The following is a 16,268-nucleotide window of genomic DNA, read 5'->3' on the forward strand; positions in this document are numbered from 1 at the left end:
CAAGATGAGCGATAACTCACCCAATCAGGGCGCCTTTGAGGGCCACAAGAAGCTCGAGAAGAACGTCACTTTGCTCGCCGCAGCAACGCTCGTGACAGTAGCAATTGGCGGGATCGTCGAGATCGCGCCGCTGTTCTGGATCGACAACACGATCGAGGAAGTGGAGGGGATGCGTCCCTACACCCCGCTCGAACAGGCCGGACGCGACATCTACATCCGCGAGGGTTGCTACACCTGCCACAGCCAGATGATCCGTCCGTTCCGCGACGAGGTCGAGCGCTATGGCCACTACTCGCTGGCGGCAGAGAGTATGTACGATCACCCGTTCCAATGGGGATCAAAGCGCACGGGGCCTGACCTTGCGCGAGTTGGTGGGCGCTATTCTGATGAATGGCATGTCCAGCATTTGAAGAACCCGCAAAGCGTCGTGCCGCAAAGCATCATGCCCAGCTATTCCTTCCTTGCGGACACCTCGCTGAAGGTCGCCGATGTCGGCGCCAATCTCAACGCGCTACGCCGCGTCGGCGTGCCCTATGAGGACATCGATATCAAGATGGCCGACCTTGATCTTTATGCGCAGGCCGATCCTGACGTAGACGCAGGCGATCTGGAAGAACGCTATCCCAAGGCGCAGGTGCGCGATTTCGATGGCGATCCCGACCGCGTGACCGAGATGGATGCGCTGATCGCCTATCTCCAAATGCTTGGGACGCTGGTCGATGTCGACAGCGCCGCAGCGCAGGCCGAACTCGCTGAGGAGAAGGGCCGATGAGCTTCTACGAGATATTCCGTCACTTTGCCGACAGCTACGGGTTGGTGATTATCTTCGGGCTCTATCTGCTGCTGTGCGGATGGCATTTCCTCCCCCGCTCACGCGATGGCGTTGAACGGGCAAAGCACTCGATTTTCCAGGAAGACGATCATGCCTGAGAACAAACGTATCGACGAGCCAACCGGCACCGAATTTGTCGGCCACGAATGGGACGGGATTGAAGAGCTTAACACTCCGCTCCCGCGCTGGTGGCTGTGGACCTTTTACGCGACGATTGCGTGGAGCGTCGTCTACGTCGTGCTTTATCCGGCCTGGCCAATGGTCGAGCAGGCGAGCGAAGGCGTGCTGGGTTGGTCCAGCCGCGGTGACCTCGCCGAGGAGATGAGCGCAGCCGATCTCGCGCGTCAGGGCACGTTCGAGCGGATCGCAGCGACCGACATCACGAAATTGCCTGCCGACCCGGAGCTTATGGGACAGGCAATTGCCGGCGGCGCGGCCGCTTTCAAGCAACACTGCGTCCAATGTCACGGAGCTGGGGCCGCCGGATATGAGCAGTATGGCTACCCCAACCTCAACGATGATGACTGGATCTGGGGCGGTAAGCTTGCGGAGATCGAATACACGCTGATCCACGGCATCCGCTGGGAAGGCTCAAGGCAGACGCGCCAGGCCTATATGCCCGCCTTTGAAGGGATATTCGACAAGGATCAAACCGATGCTCTGGTCAATCACGTGCTGTCACTGAGCGGTGAGGCGCGCGGCAATACCACCGGAGCAGAGCTTTACGCGCAGAATTGCGCGGCGTGTCATCAGCCGAATGGTCAGGGTGATCCGCAGCAGGGCGCGCCTGCCCTCAATGACATTATCTGGCTCTACGGCGGTGAGCCTGCGAGCATTCGCGCACAGATTCTGAACCCCCGCCACGGCGTGATGCCGGGCTGGAGCGACAAGCTCGATCCCGTAACCATCAAGATGCTGGCCGCTTACGTTCACTCACGCGGTGGCGGTGAAGCTACCGAAGAAACCACGCCGGGCGATGCTCCGCCGATCATGGAAGGTGACGCAGAAGCGGTTGCGATGGCGGATCGGAGCGATGAGCAGCGCTGATACCACAATGGCTGAGCCCCGCGATTGGGGGGCTACGCTGTCGAACAAGGGCGGCGGCGGGTCTGGAGGCCCGTCTCAAGAGCTCTATGAAAAGCGCAAGGCGGTCCACAACAAGCGGATCGACGGACCTTTTCGCCGGTTCAAATGGGCCATCATGGTCGTCACGCTGGCGATCTACTATGTCACACCTTGGATACGCTGGGATCGCGGTCCTTATGCGCCCGATCAGGCAGTGCTGATCGATCTCGCGAACCGCCGGTTCTACATGTTCGATATCGAGATCTGGCCGCACGAGTTCTATTTCGTCGCGGGTCTGCTGATCATGGCGGGTATCGGCCTGTTTCTCGTCACTAGTGCGGTGGGGCGGGCGTGGTGCGGCTATTCCTGCCCGCAAACTGTCTGGACCGATCTGTTCCAGCATATTGACCGTTTTATCGATGGCGATCGCAATGCGCGGATGCGGCTCGACAAAGCACCGTGGGGCATCGCAAAAACAACTCGCCGCCTGAGCAAATGGACAGTCTATCTCATCGTCAGCCTGCTAACCGGCGGTGCGTGGATCCTCTACTTCGCTGATGCCCCGACGCTGTTCGTCGATTTCTTCACCCTGCAAGCCTCGCCGATAGCCTATGCGACGGTCGGCATCCTGACCGGCACGACCTTTTGGCTCGGCGGGTTCATGCGCGAGCAGGTGTGCATCTACATGTGCCCGTGGCCGCGCATTCAAGCCGCGATGCTCGACGAAAAATCGCTGATCGTGACGTATAAGGATTGGCGCGGGGAGCAGCGCGGCAGCCTCAAAAAAGCACAGAAAGAGCCGGAGAAATACGGCGATTGCATCGATTGCCGCGAATGTGTCGCGGTGTGTCCAACCGGCATCGACATTCGTGAAGGCCAGCAGATTGGCTGCATCACCTGCGCACTATGCATCGATGCCTGCGACCGGGTGATGAAGGATATCGGACGCCCGCGCGGCCTGATCGATTACGCAACACTCGAGCAATGCGAAGCCGAAGCCGCTGGTGCGTCCCCAACTCCTGCTTGGAAGGCACTGCTGCGGCCCCGCACCTTTATCTATTTCGGCATTTGGGGTGCGATTGGCGTGGCCATGCTGTTTGCGCTCGGCACGCGTTCGCACACGGACATTACCGTATCGCCCGATCGCAATCCGCCCTTCATGATGATGAAAGACGGCTCGGTGCGAAATGCCTACACGCTGCGCCTGCGCAATATGGAAGCTCGCCCGCGCGACATGGAAATCGCACTCGTAGGTTTGCCCGAAGGCGCGGTGATGTGGACCGACCGAATTGGCCGAGACGATGCCGCGCAGACCCAGACTATAAGCGTGCCAGCGGACGAAACCCGCGTCGTGCGCGCTTATGTCGTCGTGCCGCAAGGCGCAGTGGCAGAAGGCTTCTCGTTCCAGCTCACCTCGCTTGATGAACAAGGCGAGCAGGACAGCGCCGAAACCAGCTTTACCAGCCCCGGGAGCCAATGATGACCAGCAATGCCCAATCGGGAAAATTCACCGGCAAACATATGGTCGCGATCTTTGTGATCGGCTTTGGCATCGTGGCCGCTGTGAACTTCTATATGGCGAGCCTCGCGACAGGCGGTTTTCACGGCATCGTGGTCGAGAACTCCTATGTCGCGAGCCAGAAATTCAACGGCTGGCTGGAAGAGGCAGAACAAGCGCGCCAGCTCGGTTGGGAGGCATCGGCTGCGCGCGATGGAGACGGGTTCGTGGAGCTTACGACGAATGCTGTCCCTGCGAATGCGATCATCACCGCTGAACTGCGCCGCCCTCTTGGTGAGCGCGAATATGCCAGCTTACGGTTTGGATCGCTCGGCGACGGCACATGGAGATCGGTCGGGCCGATTGCGGCTGGTCGGTGGACTGTGCGTCTGCGCATTGAGGCTGCGGGCGAAGTCTGGAGCGAGGAAAGCGAGCTCAAGTGAACGCGCCGCACACCCCTCCGCGGCCAACTGGCGACGCATTGATCGGGACGAGGTTCACTGTCCCCGGAATGCGCTGCGCCGGGTGCATTGCCAAGATCGAGCGTGAGCTGCCGAAAATCGAAGGCGTAGCCGAGGCGCGGGTCAATTTTTCGGCCAAGCGGGTGGCCGTCCAACATGCGTCTTCAATTGACGAAATTGCGCTGATCCGCGTTTTTGAGCAGCTTGGGTTTGAAGCGCAGCCGGTCGAAGCTAACCCGCTTGGGATCGAAGATGCTGAGCGGCGCAAGCTGATGCGCGCTCTGGCTGTCGCAGGCTTTGGCATGATGAACATCATGCTTCTGTCGGTGAGCGTCTGGTCGGGGGCGGGCGGTGCAACGCGAGAGCTCTTCCATTGGCTCTCAGCGCTCATTGCCCTGCCGGTGATCGCCTATTCAGGCCAGCCGTTCTTCTCTTCGGCCTGGATGGCGCTCAAATACCGCCGAACAAATATGGACGTGCCGATCTCGATTGGCGTGGTCCTCGCCACCGCGCTCAGCCTCTACGAAACGATTACCGGCGGCGACCACGCCTATTTCGAGAGCGCTGTGATGCTGCTTTTTTCTGCTTGCCGGGCGCGCACTTGATGCGATGATGCGCGGACGGACGCGGGCAGGCATTGGCGCGCTGCTCGGGCGAATGGGAAAATCCGCAAGCGTGATTGGACCGGATGGTTCGACGCAGCGCATCGCGGCGAGTGAACTCAAGCCGGGAATGCTGGTTCTCATCGCCGCAGGCGAAGCGCTCGCTACCGATGGTGTGGTCGAGGAGGGCGAGAGCGCCATCGACAACGCCATGCTGACCGGGGAGAGTGCGCCGGAAGCCATCGCAGTGGGCAGCGAAGTCCACGCAGGCTCGATCAATCTTGCGGCGCCTATCCGGATTCGCCTGACGCGTACGGCAGACGATACGGTGATCGCCGATATTGCGCGCCTGATGGATGAGGCGGGCCAATCGCGCAGCACCTATGTGCGGATCGCCGACCGCGCGAGCAGAGCCTATGCGCCCGCCGTGCACACGCTCGCCGCGCTGGCCTTTGTCGGGTGGATTATCGCGGGCGCAGGCTGGCACCAGTCGCTCGTGATCGCCATCGCCGTATTGATCATCACCTGCCCGTGCGCAATGGGGCTTGCAGTGCCGACGGCGCAGGTTGTCGCGTCGGGCGCGCTCCTCAAGAAGGGACTGTTGGTGAAAGATGGCAGCGCGCTGGAGCGCCTCGCCGAGGTCGACGTTGCGCTGTTCGATAAGACCGGAACGCTGACGCTGGGTGAGCCGCACCCGGATCTTGCCAATCTCAACGAAGCTGATTGCGCGGTGGTGCTCGGGCTGGCGCAAAACAGCCGCCATCCGCTAAGTGTCGGACTGACGAAGGCGCTCCGCCTCAAGGGTGTCGAACCGGCGCAAATCGACAACATCTCCGAGCTTGCGGGGCAAGGCTTGAGCGGCACATGGAATGGACAGCCGGTCGCTCTTGAACGCGCCGAGCTGGATGCAACAGCGTTGGCGAGCAAGCTGCGCATCGGGGAGCGTGCGATCACGATTACCTTTGGCGATCCGCTCCGAACGGACGTAGCACAGATTCTTGGCGAGCTCACAGGTGCAGGGGTCAAATCAAGCATCTTGTCCGGCGATCGCACTGAAGCGGTCGAGGCGGTTGCACACCAATTTGGCGTCGAAGCGACGGCGGGTGTTGATCCGAAAGAGAAACTTACTGTCATCAATGAACTCAAGCATGGTGGTTACCGACCGCTAATGGTGGGAGATGGCCTCAACGATGGCCCCGCTCTCTCCGCCGCGCATGCTTCCATCGCGCCGGGCACAGCCAGCGATGCCAGCCAGCAAGCCGCTGATGCGGTCTTCATCGGTGACAAGCTGATGCCGGTCGCACTCGCGATCCGGGTCGCTCGTTCAACCATGCGCATTGTCCGCCAGAATTTTGCGTTCGCTATTGGCTACAACGTGCTAGCCGTGCCGCTCGCCCTGCTCGGCTATGTCACGCCCCTGATTGCTGCGATTGCCATGTCGGTCAGCTCGCTGGTCGTGGTCGCCAATTCCCTTCGTCTATCAGGAGCCGCAAAATGACCGGCCTCGCACTTCTCATCCCCATTGCGTTGCTGATGGGCGCAGCCGGGCTCGTCGCGTTCTTTTGGGCAATGAATGACGGCCAGTACGAGGACCTGGATGGGGCGGCCAACCGCATTCTCATCGATGAAGAGGACGAGCAATGAACGGCGCATCTCTTGCTTTGCTGGCGCTCGCCCCGATGGTGATCGGCCCTATCCCGCAAAAGGGTGATACGATCATCGCGCAGCTTTGTGACGGTGGGCAGATCGAGATTCCTGTTGGGAATGGCGATGAGGAACCCGTGCGCGATTGCCATCAAAAGGCCTGTCACGCTGGCACTTGCCGACAGAGAGCAAAACAGCTCGTTTGATCTGGCTCAAAGACCGCGTGCGCCCGATGGCCTTTAGCACTGTCCATGTGGTCATATGGTGCTGTCAGTCTAGCGCGAACCCTTCTAAGCGCGATATTAAGTGCGAAACCATCACCGCTTTTAGGGCCTTGCCTTTGGCGATCGGCTGAGGGACGGAGTGATTGCACTCTTCAAGCCGGCCCCAATTCCGAGCGCATGAGGTGCTCAAGTGGATATCGCCAAATTAGAGATCGAAATCGAAGTGATTCGTCCTATGGAGCAGAGCCTCTGGTCTACTAAAGAAGCTAGAAGCTATACTTTGTCGATATTTGCACCTTTTGCAGATTGCCAGAGCGACCGTCTTCAAGGCTCCTCTCGGCATACATGTACTCGATACCAATGCTTAGCGGATCAACCGGTGTCCAGATGAGGTTTACAAAGGCATTCCAGCTTTCATCGGTCACCTGGTCAGAGGTGAGTATGATGGGGTTATCTGCTTTGAAATAAGACCCAGCAATGGTGGAACGAAGATAGTCGCTCCAGAAATGACGATATGCCGCAAAGCCGGAATATGTAAAAATCGGATCGAGATCACCTGCGGCGTTCAGTGCAGCGTCGTTGACGATGTTAAGGCCGATGTAGCGCCCAATACCATCTCCGACCGTGCCCATGAAACGCAGGTCATCCTTTGGACCAACCTTTACCTTGCCCGACAGACTTAGACCGTAACCGAGCGCGCTGTCGCTTCCTGTTCCGAAATCATTGTCGGTGATCCGCAGGTTGCGCACAATACCTGCTGCAGTGAACCCACCCCAATCGCCCGTAAAGTTGAAACGGGCCACTATATCCGGGATATTGTCATCGCCAGGCAGAACGCGTCCTCCAGTTGAAGTGGTCACTTCTGTTTCGGGTTGCTCGACTGCTATTTGCAATCCGCCTTTGGTGTAACGGATCATTGGCTGGCGGTCGAAGACCGTACCCGGCGTCGTACCGATGAAATCCAGACTATCGGGCAACGCGCCAACATTTTGGAAGGTCGACCACGCCTGACCGAACAACCAATTGTCATACGTTATGAAAGCCTGGCGCAAGCGCGGGACATAGCTGTTGGACACGCGCTCATTACCGCCCTCTGTCACCATGAAGTCCAGTTCAATCTGAGAGTTAAGCGTGTGCTCTGCTCCCACATCCGTGGCTGTCTTCAGAATGAAGCGCGATTGCCGAGCACTGAAATCGGTGTCGAAACCAGACCCCTCGCCGCCAACCGGGATCGCGCCGGGGATCAAGAAGTCGCGCACAATGCTTCCGCTTGGTACATCGCCGCCGCTGAAACGCTGAGTGATCGCATCGAGTTTGACGTAACCCGCATACGAGACAGTGGTGTTGCCGACCCGAAAGCCTTTGTCTTCTTGCTTTTTAGGTTCGGAAATCTGCTCCGCCAATTCTGCCTGCCGTTGTTGCAATGCGCGTGTTTCGGCAATCGCTGTTTGGGCCGCTGCGGCAGTTTCCGCCTGTTGCTGATCCATCAAACCTTGTTGGGCATCGATCCGCTCGATCAACCCCTCGACCAGAGCCTCCAGTCGATCAAGACGCTCGTCGACTGAGGCCTCTTGGGCCAAGGCAGGGCTCGCGGTCAGGCACGTCGCGCCAAGCAAAATGGCACGAGCAATTCGGCGAACTGATGAATGTGGCATCGCGTGTCTCTCCCTCACATGTTTGATGGGAAGGGTGCCGAAACGCTCTGATGCTGCACAGTTAGCGAAACGTCGTAAGACCTTTGTCTGAAAGCATCAAAATCGTTACTTGGGTAAGAGTTTGGTGAACCAGAGGGAGACTCGAGGTGATCCAATCTATCAAGCGCCCGAAAGTTGATCGCGCCACACACTGCGTAGCCGAGCAATATGACCGAATGTACCGCCAATCGATCGAAGATCCGGACACTTTCTGGCTGAACCAGGCCCAGAGGCTTGATTGGTTTTCCCAGCCAAATAAAGGCGGCGAGTGGTCGTTTGATCCTCCCAAAATTGAATGGTTCGGCGACGGCTCACTTAACCTTTGCCAAAACGCAGTTGACCGGCATCTGGAAGCGCGCGGCGATGAAACCGCGATCATCTTCGAGCCTGACGATCCTTCTGCGCCAGCGCGCACGCTTTCATATCGCGAGCTCCACGGTGAGGTTGTGCGCATGGCCAACGCAATGAAAGCGATGGGGATCAAGAAAGGTGATCGGGTCACGCTTTACATGCCGATGATCATTGAAGGCGTGACAGCAATGCTGGCCTGCGCCCGGATCGGCGCGATCCACTCGGTCGTGTTTGGAGGGTTCTCGCCTGAAGCCTTAGCGGGCCGGATCGAAGACTGCGGTAGTCGCTTTGTGGTCACCGCTGACGAAGGGTTGCGCGGTTCAAAACGTGTTCCGTTGAAAGCCAATGTCGATGCGGCTTTGGCCGAGCCCGATCACGACACTCCGCTCGACGGGATGCTCGTGGTAAAGCACACCGGCGCAGACATCAGCATGACCGAGGGACGTGATTACTGGTTCCACGATGTTGCGACTGACGAAGACTGCCCATGCGAGGTCATGGCAGCAGAGGATCCGCTTTTCATTCTTTACACATCAGGTTCGACCGGAAAACCCAAGGGTGTGCTCCACACCACTGGTGGCTATGGCGTTTGGACGGCAACCACGTTCAACTACGTCTTCGATTATCAGCCCGGCGAGGTTTATTGGTGCACCGCCGATATCGGCTGGGTCACGGGGCATAGCTACATTGTCTACGGCCCACTCATGAACGGTGCGACTAGTGTCGTATTCGAAGGTGTGCCAAATTACCCAGACCATGGGCGCTTTTGGGATGTCGTCGACAAGCATCGGGTGAACATTCTCTACACTGCGCCAACGGCAATCCGCGCGTTGATGCGCGAAGGCGACCAACATGTCACAAGCCGCGATCGAAGCTCGTTGAGACTGCTTGGCTCGGTTGGAGAGCCCATCAATCCTGAAGCTTGGCGCTGGTATTACGATGTTGTCGGCGATGGCCGCTGCCCGATTGTCGACACATGGTGGCAAACGGAAACAGGCGGCGTGATGATCACGACTCTGCCCTCAGCGCACGATATGAAGCCCGGTAGTGCGGGTCTCCCCTTTTTCGGTATCCAGCCGCAGTTGGTCGACAATGATGGTGCGGTGCTTGATGGTGCAATTGAAGGCAACCTGTGCATCACCGCGAGTTGGCCCGGTCAGGCGCGCAGCGTCTACGGCGACCACGACCGCTTTGAGCAAACCTATTTCAGCACTTACAAGGGCACGTATTTCACTGGTGACGGCTGCCGGCGTGACGCGGATGGATACTACTGGATCACCGACCGCGTCGATGATGTCATCAATGTTTCCGGCCATCGGATGGGCACTGCCGAGGTTGAAAGCGCGCTTGTCCTGCACGCAAAGGTCGCTGAGGCGGCGGTGGTTGGCTACCCGCATGATATTAAGGGCCAAGGCATCTATTGCTATGTAACTTTGAACGCCGGCGAAGAAGGCTCGGAAGACCTTTACAAAGAATTGCGCGCCTGGGTCAGACAAGAGATTGGGCCGATCGCATCACCCGATCACATCCAATTCACAGATGGGCTTCCAAAGACGCGCTCGGGCAAGATCATGCGACGCATCTTGCGCAAGGTCGCCGAGAATGACTTTGGTTCACTAGGAGACACTTCAACGCTCGCAGATCCGTCTCTGGTTGATCGCTTGATCGAGGGACGACAGAACCGCTAGGGTACATGCCATGCGGATCATTATTGCGGACGATCACCCACTCTTTCGGACAGCACTTAGCCACGCTGTGGCAAAGGTGTGGTCCAATGCAAAGGTGATCGAGGCGAGCTCGGCAAGCGCTGCGCGCAGCGAGTTGGAGCAAGGTGCAGAGGCTCTCTTACTGGATCTCCACATGGAGGACTCGCATGGCCTGTCTGTCCTGATGGACCTGCGGCAGGATTATCCTGCGCTTCCTATTGCGATCGTCTCTGCAAGTGAGGAACCGCGTGTGTTCGCAGCGGCGCAGCAATTGGGTGCTGCTGCGTTTATTCCGAAATCTGCCAGTCTGGACGAAATGCGCGATGCACTTGCCGCAGTGCGTGATGGAGACAACTGGTTTCCCGAAAGCAATATTGACGCCGATGGTGACCTGACCCGTATAGCGAGTCTGACACCGGCGCAGCGCCGTATACTTGGTGCGATCAAACAAGGCCTGCTCAATAAGCAGATTGCGTACGAGCTTGAGATTAGCGAAGCCACGGTGAAAGCCCACATCACCGCCATATTTCGAAAGCTCAGTGTTGTCAGCCGCACTCAGGCAGTACTGGTCGCCACCAAGCTCGATGTAGAACAACCTGCTGCCGACGCAGTCTCAAATTAGGCGTCAATTGGGACTTCACGCCGCAACAGGCAATCCGATATGAGTGCTCGCAAAGCCGCCGGAGACGACGGTTTCAGCAGTCGGTTGGCGCCCATCCGAACCGCAGCCTCTTCGGTTTCGACGCTGTCTTCCGCAGTCAGCAAAATGGCCGGCGGTTCGCGATTCCATTGACCGCATAAAGCTAGGTACACGGCATCGCCGCGTTCCTCATCATCAAGACGGTAATCCAAAATGGCAACGTCTGGCGGCGCGGCGCAAGCAGAACGCGCCTCAGCCAACGAACCGGCGCTAACGACGACCAGTCCCCATTTTTCTAGCAAAGCCTCGGTCGCGCTTAAAGCCGCCGGATCATTCTCAACCACAAGAACGGTCGCATCACCCATCTTGGTCCTCGCCCCTCGCGTTTGCTTCCTTCTGATCGATTTATCCCAACGCAAAACTGGCATACGCAACGAAAAGCGGCTGCCCCTCCCGAGCTCGCTCACCGTTTCAACTTCTACATGGAGCAACCGTGAGATGCGACGCACGATCGTCAATCCCAGACCTAAGCCCTCGCGGTCAGTCGATGTTGCGCGTTCGAACTCGTGAAAAACCCGCTCAACATCAGCTTCGGCAATTCCGCGCCCTGTGTCATGGACACACAACAGCGCGCCATCGCCCGCTCTCCGCACACCAAGCAGTACGCCGCCACGATGGGTGTAGCGGATGGCGTTGCTGACAAGGTTCCGCAGAATGCTGCCGACAAGCGCACGATCCGTCATGACCCACGCACTCGTATGAACTCTGCGCAACTCCAACCCTTTAGCTTGGGCCTGTACTGCGAATTCACGCATCACTTCATCGAACACGACATCGATAGCGACCGCTTCGACATTAGGTTCGATGCCCCCGCCATCCAGTTTCGATATGTCGAGCAACGCACGAATGAGTCGGTCTGCCGAGGCGATTGAGCCATCAAGATCCTTGACGAGTCTTTCCAAGCGCGGCTCTCCCGAAACTTCTTCACCGACAGCTGAGGCAAATAGGCGCGCTGCATTGAGCGGCTGGATCAGGTCGTGGCTGGCGGCAGCAAGAAACCGTGTCTTCGACCTCGTCGCTTGCTCCAACGCCGTATTTGCCTCACTCAACTGTCGGGTTCGCTCCGCCACCTTTTCTTCCAGCGCCTGTTCGGCCCTGCGATCAGCAGTGATATCGGTGTAGGATGTGACATAACCTCCTCCTGGAGCAGGTGAGCCGACAATGCGCATGATCCGGCCATCGTGCTGCTCGCTTTCGATGCGGTGTTCACGTCCTGCGCGCATATGGGCTAAGCGGCGCGCCACTTGCTCCTCGATCGTTTCGGCAGGCGGATTGGTGCGTTCCAGATTAAATCTGATCAGATCAGCAATGGGGGTTCCCACGCTTACAAGTTGATCAGGTAGGTCGAACATTTCCTGATACCGGCTGTTCCAGGCCACTAGATGCATTTCAGCGTCGACCAAGGCCACGCCTTGGTCAATATTCTCAATGGCTATCTGAAGCAGATCGCCGCTGAACGACAGACGCCGGCTTGCCTCGTCGAACATCGCCATGACTTCTGGTAAAGGCACCGGGTCTCCGCCCGACCATGACGCGGTAACCATACGCGCAGAGGAGGAACCGATTACACCCGAGATTGTCCGTTCCGCCATAGCCATCACGGCCTCGTTGGCCTGGTCGCCATCTTCATAAAATGTCGACATCGCGCGGATCGAAGAATCGGCCCGTTCGCGCCCAACAAACTGAGCAAGCAAGAGCCGGACATCGGCGACACGCTTGTTGGTGACCACGCGCGGCTTCGCCCCAGGAGCTGGCGTGCCGACAAACGCGGCAGCTTGCGACGCGTCAATCAGCGAAGGTTGTTTGATCGCCGAACCAATCCAATAGACTAGGCAATTTGCTCCGAGGCTCAGAAGCACTCCCGACACGAGCGTGTCGTGATGCAGCGAGAAAATTGGAGATGTGCCTGTGGCTGCAGGGATAATCAACAGTATAAGCCATAGTGCAAAGCCGACCGACAAACCGGCCAGCATTCCAACCCTATTACCTCCGCGCATCATCATTCCCAGAACCAACCCTGGAGCGAATTGTGCGTACCGCAGCAAAGGCCAAAGTGCCAAGACCGGCGAGGTTCGTAATCGCGCCAAACCCGAGATAGAACATGTATGCGAAGAACAGCAGCGCTGCGATCACGCCGCGGCGGATAGTCAAAAGGTGCTGCGCGATCTGGCTGCGGTCCCCCGAGCCTCGCAGTGCGCTGCGGAAGACCCACGGCGCAATCAAGTCATTAGTAATCATCATCGACAGCGCAACGCTAGCGATAACAATCATTCCAGCTGCAGCCGAAAATCCACCGATAAAGACGAGCAAGGCCAACGCGTGGTTACCCGTTGCCAACGGTAGTGCCATAACGATCGTATCTGGATCGGTGCCGGCTGGCAGCACGGTCAATCCAGCAATGACAATGGGGACGATCACAGCTGACGTGATGAGCAGATAGACTGGAAAAACCCACTGCATCTTCCAATCGGGTCGATCACTCGGAGCCTCAACAAAGGTCATGTGGAATTGCCGAGGCAGGCAGAGTGCAGCACAAGCGGAGATCAACGTCAAAATAGCAAAACGTGCATCGATCTGCGCCAGGCTAAATACCTGCGGTGCAACCGGCGCCTTGCTCTGGAACAGGACGACGAGCGCCAGTGCCGCGACGGCGAGAAGCGCGATCAGCTTGACAACCGCCTCGACTGCAATCGTCAAGACCAGCCCTGTATTGTCACCCGCCTGGTCAGCGCGACGCGAGCCAAACAGGATTGCGAACAGCGCCATAAGTCCGGTCACCATCAGCACCATCTCATCTGCGGCGACCTGCGTCGCTATGTCCGTATCAAGCGTGCGAAGTAATGCCCCAAGCGACTGCAGCTGTAGAGCCATGTAAGGAAGCGCACCGATGGTTGCGATTATCGTGACAAGCGCAGCGACGCTCGCACTCTTGCCATATCTGGCAGAGAGAAAGTCAGCGATTGAAGTCGAATGCTGAGCTTTGGCTTGGGCGAGAATGCGCCGAAGCAGCCCGAAGCCGATCGTGAAAACCAGAATCGGTCCAAGATAGATCGGTAGATAGTCGAGTCCGGCAGTCGCGGCAGTTCCCACACCACCAAAAAACGTCCAGCTTGTGCAGTACACAGCCAGACTGAGGCCATAGATAAGCCCGGAGTGACGCGACAAGGCATTGGGGCCGGCCCGGTCGCGGCGGGCCGCGAGCCAGAACAGGAACACCAAATAGATTGTCGCGGCAGCGATGGCCGCGCCGAACAGCATGATCCCAAACCTCTCCCGGTAGGTAGGCTAACCATTCGATTCAATTGTGCAAGAAAAAGGGCGGCGCCTCACGACACCGCCCCCTTTTGCGACCCGGACCCGCTCTTAGTGCGCGTGGGCATCTCCTGCGCCGCGCGGCACACGGATGGAGTCGACCAGCTTGCGGATCTCGTCCGGTGTCTTCGCGGTCATACTCGCAACAGCGATAGCAACTCCGAAGTTGATCAGCATACCGATCACTCCGATGCCTTCCGGCGAGATGCCGAACAGCCAGTTTTCCGCAGTGTTCGCCGCCGGGTTCATCAGTTTGAAGTAGAGGATGTACCCAAAGGTGAAGACCAGGCCGGAGACCATCCCGGCAATAGCGCCTTCCTTGTTCATCGACTTGAAGAAGATGCCCATGAAGATTGCTGGGAAAAGGCTTGCTGCAGCGAGGCCGAATGCGAATGCGACTACCTGGGCCACCCATCCGGGAGGATAGATCCCAAGATAGCCAGCAACGCAGATCGCCACTGTCGCCGCGACACGCGCTGCCAGCAATTCACCTTTCTCCGATATGTTCGACTGGAAAGTCGATTTCAGCAGGTCGTGACTGACCGAGCTTGAAATCACCAGTAGCAGTCCTGCAGCCGTCGAAAGCGCAGCAGCAAGTCCGCCAGCCGCCATCAATGCGACGACCCAGCCCGGCAGATTGGCGATTTCTGGATTAGCGAGAACCATGATGTCGCGGTCGACATAGACTTCGTTTTCGCTGTCTGCGTTCGGCTTGTTCGAGAGCAGTCGCTCACCTGATTGACCGGTTTCACCGGTGTATTCGGGCTTGCCTTCAAATGCGACTCCTGGGCGATACTGCATCACGCCATCGCCATTCTTGTCCTGAAACGCGAGCAGACCGTTGCTCTCCCACAGCGGGAAGAACTCGTCCACTTCGCTGTAAGGTGTGTCATCCACTTTATCGACGAAATTGAGCATTCCGAACGCGCCGACGGCAGGTGCGGTGGTGTAAAGAAGGGCGATGAAAATCAATGCCCAGCCAGCCGATTTGCGCGCATCCGACGCCTTAGGCACGGTGAAGAAGCGCACGATCACATGCGGCAGGCCAGCAGTACCAACCATCAGTGCAAGCGTGATGCAGAACACATCGATCATGCTCTTTGAGCCGTCAGTGTAGGCTGTAAAACCCAGATCGACGAGGACCGAGTCCAGCTTTTGCAAGACCGATAAGCCCGAGCCATCGGCCACCTCCGAGCCGAGACCTATCTGCGGGATCGGAGTCCCAGTGATCATGAAGCTGAGGAAGAATGCCGGCACCATGTAAGCGAAGATCAGCACGCAATATTGCGCAACTTGAGTGTAGGTGATGCCCTTCATCCCACCGAGAACAGCATAGATGAAGACGATACCCATGCCGATGATCACGCCCATGGTGATGTCGACATCGAGGAAGCGCGAGAACACGATCCCGACGCCGCGCATTTGGCCTGCAATATAGGTGAAGCTGATGAAGATCAGACAGATCACTGCAACGACGCGCGCCGCCTTGGAATAATAACGTGTGCCGATGAAGTCAGGCACGGTAAACTGGCCAAACTTGCGCAAGTACGGCGCAAGCAACAAGGCAAGCATCACATACCCGCCGGTCCAGCCCATCAGATAGACTGAACCATCATATCCGGCGAAAGCGAGAATTCCGGCCATCGAGATAAAGCTCGCCGCGCTCATCCAGTCAGCGGCGGTGGCCATGCCATTGACTACGGGATTAACTCCGCCGCCTGCGACATAAAATTCCTTGGTCGAACCAGCCCGGCTCCACAAGGCGATACCAATGTAGAGTGAGAAGCTGAGAGCAACGAAGATGTAGATCAGAGTTTGCGTTTCCATGATTGCCCCCTCAATCGTCGAGATCGTATTTGCGTTCGATCTTCCGCATCTTGAAGACGTAGTAGAAGATCAAAGCGATGAAGATGTAGATCGAGCCTTGCTGGGCGAACCAGAAGCCGAGCGGGTACCCGCCGATGCTGAACTGATCGAGGAAATCCCGGAAAAGGATTCCCGCCCCGAAAGAACAGGCGAGCCAAATCACCATCAAGGTGACAAGAAGGCGAAGATTCTCGCGCCAGTATGCGCCCTCCGCCTCGTTGGTTTCATGTGTGGATGTGTTGTCGTCCATCTGTTCCCCTCCCGTGATTGCTCGGAGGGATTCCCGAGCTTTAGAGGGAGGCTACGTGGGCGC

General features: G+C 57.9%; 14 protein-coding genes and 1 pseudogene. 10 read left to right on the plus strand and 5 right to left on the minus strand.

Annotation, left to right across the window (positions count from 1 at the left end; all coding sequences use genetic code 11):
- Nucleotides 1–4 precede the first annotated feature (4 nt).
- The 8 genes and pseudogenes from ccoO to ACZ1GU_RS10880 all read left to right on the plus strand — a co-directional run bounded on the left by ccoO (nucleotide 5) and on the right by ACZ1GU_RS10880 (nucleotide 6,308).
- Nucleotides 5–772, plus strand: coding sequence for a cytochrome-c oxidase, cbb3-type subunit II (ccoO, locus tag ACZ1GU_RS10845; RefSeq protein ID WP_472648003.1), 768 nt, complete (start codon nucleotides 5–7; stop codon nucleotides 770–772).
- Nucleotides 769–930, plus strand: a complete 162-nt coding sequence (locus ACZ1GU_RS10850) for a cbb3-type cytochrome oxidase subunit 3 (RefSeq protein WP_472648004.1) — start codon at nucleotides 769–771, stop codon at nucleotides 928–930. Before ccoO ends, ACZ1GU_RS10850 begins: the two co-directional genes overlap by 4 nt.
- Nucleotides 923–1,879: a cytochrome-c oxidase, cbb3-type subunit III gene (gene ccoP / locus ACZ1GU_RS10855; RefSeq protein ID WP_472648005.1), complete on the plus strand. Its 957-nt coding sequence runs from the start codon at nucleotides 923–925 to the stop codon at nucleotides 1,877–1,879. The genes ACZ1GU_RS10850 and ccoP overlap by 8 nt, the downstream gene beginning before the upstream one ends.
- The gene (gene ccoG / locus ACZ1GU_RS10860; RefSeq protein WP_472648006.1) at nucleotides 1,866–3,377 is read left to right on the plus strand and encodes a cytochrome c oxidase accessory protein CcoG; all 1,512 of its coding nucleotides are present in this window, start codon (nucleotides 1,866–1,868) and stop codon (nucleotides 3,375–3,377) included. Before ccoP ends, ccoG begins: the two co-directional genes overlap by 14 nt.
- Nucleotides 3,377–3,838: a FixH family protein gene (locus ACZ1GU_RS10865; protein ID WP_472648007.1), complete on the plus strand. Its 462-nt coding sequence runs from the start codon at nucleotides 3,377–3,379 to the stop codon at nucleotides 3,836–3,838. The genes ccoG and ACZ1GU_RS10865 overlap by 1 nt, the downstream gene beginning before the upstream one ends.
- Nucleotides 3,835–5,956, plus strand: a pseudogene (locus ACZ1GU_RS10870) (heavy metal translocating P-type ATPase). Before ACZ1GU_RS10865 ends, ACZ1GU_RS10870 begins: the two are co-directional and overlap by 4 nt.
- Entirely contained in the window at nucleotides 5,953–6,102 is a 150-nt protein-coding gene (ccoS, locus tag ACZ1GU_RS10875) for a cbb3-type cytochrome oxidase assembly protein CcoS (RefSeq protein ID WP_472648008.1), read from the plus strand. The pseudogene ACZ1GU_RS10870 and the gene ccoS overlap by 4 nt, the downstream one beginning before the upstream one ends.
- Entirely contained in the window at nucleotides 6,099–6,308 is a 210-nt protein-coding gene (locus ACZ1GU_RS10880; RefSeq protein WP_472648009.1) for a hypothetical protein, read from the plus strand. The genes ccoS and ACZ1GU_RS10880 overlap by 4 nt, the downstream gene beginning before the upstream one ends.
- Before the next feature lie 284 nt (nucleotides 6,309–6,592).
- Here ACZ1GU_RS10880 and ACZ1GU_RS10885 read toward each other — a convergent pair whose 3' ends face one another.
- Entirely contained in the window at nucleotides 6,593–7,981 is a 1,389-nt protein-coding gene (locus ACZ1GU_RS10885) for a DcaP family trimeric outer membrane transporter (protein ID WP_472648010.1), read from the minus strand.
- Nucleotides 7,982–8,127: 146 nt separating this feature from the next.
- Here ACZ1GU_RS10885 and acs point away from each other — a divergent pair, with 146 nt between their 5' ends.
- Nucleotides 8,128–10,059: an acetate--CoA ligase gene (gene acs / locus ACZ1GU_RS10890; RefSeq protein WP_472648011.1), complete on the plus strand. Its 1,932-nt coding sequence runs from the start codon at nucleotides 8,128–8,130 to the stop codon at nucleotides 10,057–10,059.
- 10 nt (nucleotides 10,060–10,069) lie between these two features.
- Nucleotides 10,070–10,699 carry a LuxR C-terminal-related transcriptional regulator gene (locus ACZ1GU_RS10895; RefSeq protein ID WP_472648012.1) on the plus strand — a complete coding sequence of 210 codons (630 nt, stop codon included), beginning with the start codon at nucleotides 10,070–10,072 and terminating at the stop codon, nucleotides 10,697–10,699.
- Here ACZ1GU_RS10895 and ACZ1GU_RS10900 read toward each other — a convergent pair.
- The 4 genes from ACZ1GU_RS10900 to ACZ1GU_RS10915 all read right to left on the minus strand — a co-directional run bounded on the left by ACZ1GU_RS10900 (nucleotide 10,696) and on the right by ACZ1GU_RS10915 (nucleotide 16,205).
- Nucleotides 10,696–12,750, minus strand: a complete 2,055-nt coding sequence (locus ACZ1GU_RS10900; protein WP_472648013.1) for a PAS domain-containing hybrid sensor histidine kinase/response regulator — start codon at nucleotides 12,748–12,750, stop codon at nucleotides 10,696–10,698. The genes ACZ1GU_RS10895 and ACZ1GU_RS10900 overlap by 4 nt on opposite strands.
- 10 nt (nucleotides 12,751–12,760) lie before the next feature.
- A complete protein-coding gene (locus ACZ1GU_RS10905) occupies nucleotides 12,761–14,035 on the minus strand; it encodes an SLC5/6 family protein (protein ID WP_472648014.1) in 1,275 nt (424 codons plus the stop codon).
- Between the two features lie 105 nt (nucleotides 14,036–14,140).
- On the minus strand, nucleotides 14,141–15,916 hold the full coding sequence (locus ACZ1GU_RS10910; protein ID WP_472648015.1) for a sodium:solute symporter family protein: 1,776 nt from the start codon (nucleotides 15,914–15,916) through the stop codon (nucleotides 14,141–14,143).
- A gap of 10 nt (nucleotides 15,917–15,926) precedes the next feature.
- Nucleotides 15,927–16,205 carry a DUF4212 domain-containing protein gene (locus ACZ1GU_RS10915; RefSeq protein ID WP_472648016.1) on the minus strand — a complete coding sequence of 93 codons (279 nt, stop codon included), beginning with the start codon at nucleotides 16,203–16,205 and terminating at the stop codon, nucleotides 15,927–15,929.
- Between the last annotated feature and the right edge of the window lie 63 nt (nucleotides 16,206–16,268).

Source organism: Erythrobacter sp. HA7-11 (assembly GCF_055693605.1).

What these genes read in the sequence shown, in the direction of transcription:
- ACZ1GU_RS10895 (WP_472648012.1), top strand. Translation starts at nt 10,070, where the DNA reads ATGCGGATCATTATTGCGGACGATCACCCACTCTTTCGGACAGCACTT.
- ccoS (WP_472648008.1), top strand. Translation starts at nt 5,953, where the DNA reads ATGACCGGCCTCGCACTTCTCATCCCCATTGCGTTGCTGATGGGCGCA.
- ccoG (WP_472648006.1), top strand. Translation starts at nt 1,866, where the DNA reads ATGAGCAGCGCTGATACCACAATGGCTGAGCCCCGCGATTGGGGGGCT.
- ACZ1GU_RS10880 (WP_472648009.1), top strand. Translation starts at nt 6,099, where the DNA reads ATGAACGGCGCATCTCTTGCTTTGCTGGCGCTCGCCCCGATGGTGATC.
- ACZ1GU_RS10865 (WP_472648007.1), top strand. Translation starts at nt 3,377, where the DNA reads ATGACCAGCAATGCCCAATCGGGAAAATTCACCGGCAAACATATGGTC.
- ACZ1GU_RS10910 (WP_472648015.1), bottom strand. Translation starts at nt 15,916, where the DNA reads ATGGAAACGCAAACTCTGATCTACATCTTCGTTGCTCTCAGCTTCTCA.
- ACZ1GU_RS10905 (WP_472648014.1), bottom strand. Translation starts at nt 14,035, where the DNA reads ATGCTGTTCGGCGCGGCCATCGCTGCCGCGACAATCTATTTGGTGTTC.
- ACZ1GU_RS10885 (WP_472648010.1), bottom strand. Translation starts at nt 7,981, where the DNA reads ATGCCACATTCATCAGTTCGCCGAATTGCTCGTGCCATTTTGCTTGGC.
- ACZ1GU_RS10900 (WP_472648013.1), bottom strand. Translation starts at nt 12,750, where the DNA reads ATGCTGGCCGGTTTGTCGGTCGGCTTTGCACTATGGCTTATACTGTTG.
- ccoO (WP_472648003.1), top strand. Translation starts at nt 5, where the DNA reads ATGAGCGATAACTCACCCAATCAGGGCGCCTTTGAGGGCCACAAGAAG.
- ACZ1GU_RS10850 (WP_472648004.1), top strand. Translation starts at nt 769, where the DNA reads ATGAGCTTCTACGAGATATTCCGTCACTTTGCCGACAGCTACGGGTTG.
- ccoP (WP_472648005.1), top strand. Translation starts at nt 923, where the DNA reads ATGCCTGAGAACAAACGTATCGACGAGCCAACCGGCACCGAATTTGTC.
- ACZ1GU_RS10915 (WP_472648016.1), bottom strand. Translation starts at nt 16,205, where the DNA reads ATGGACGACAACACATCCACACATGAAACCAACGAGGCGGAGGGCGCA.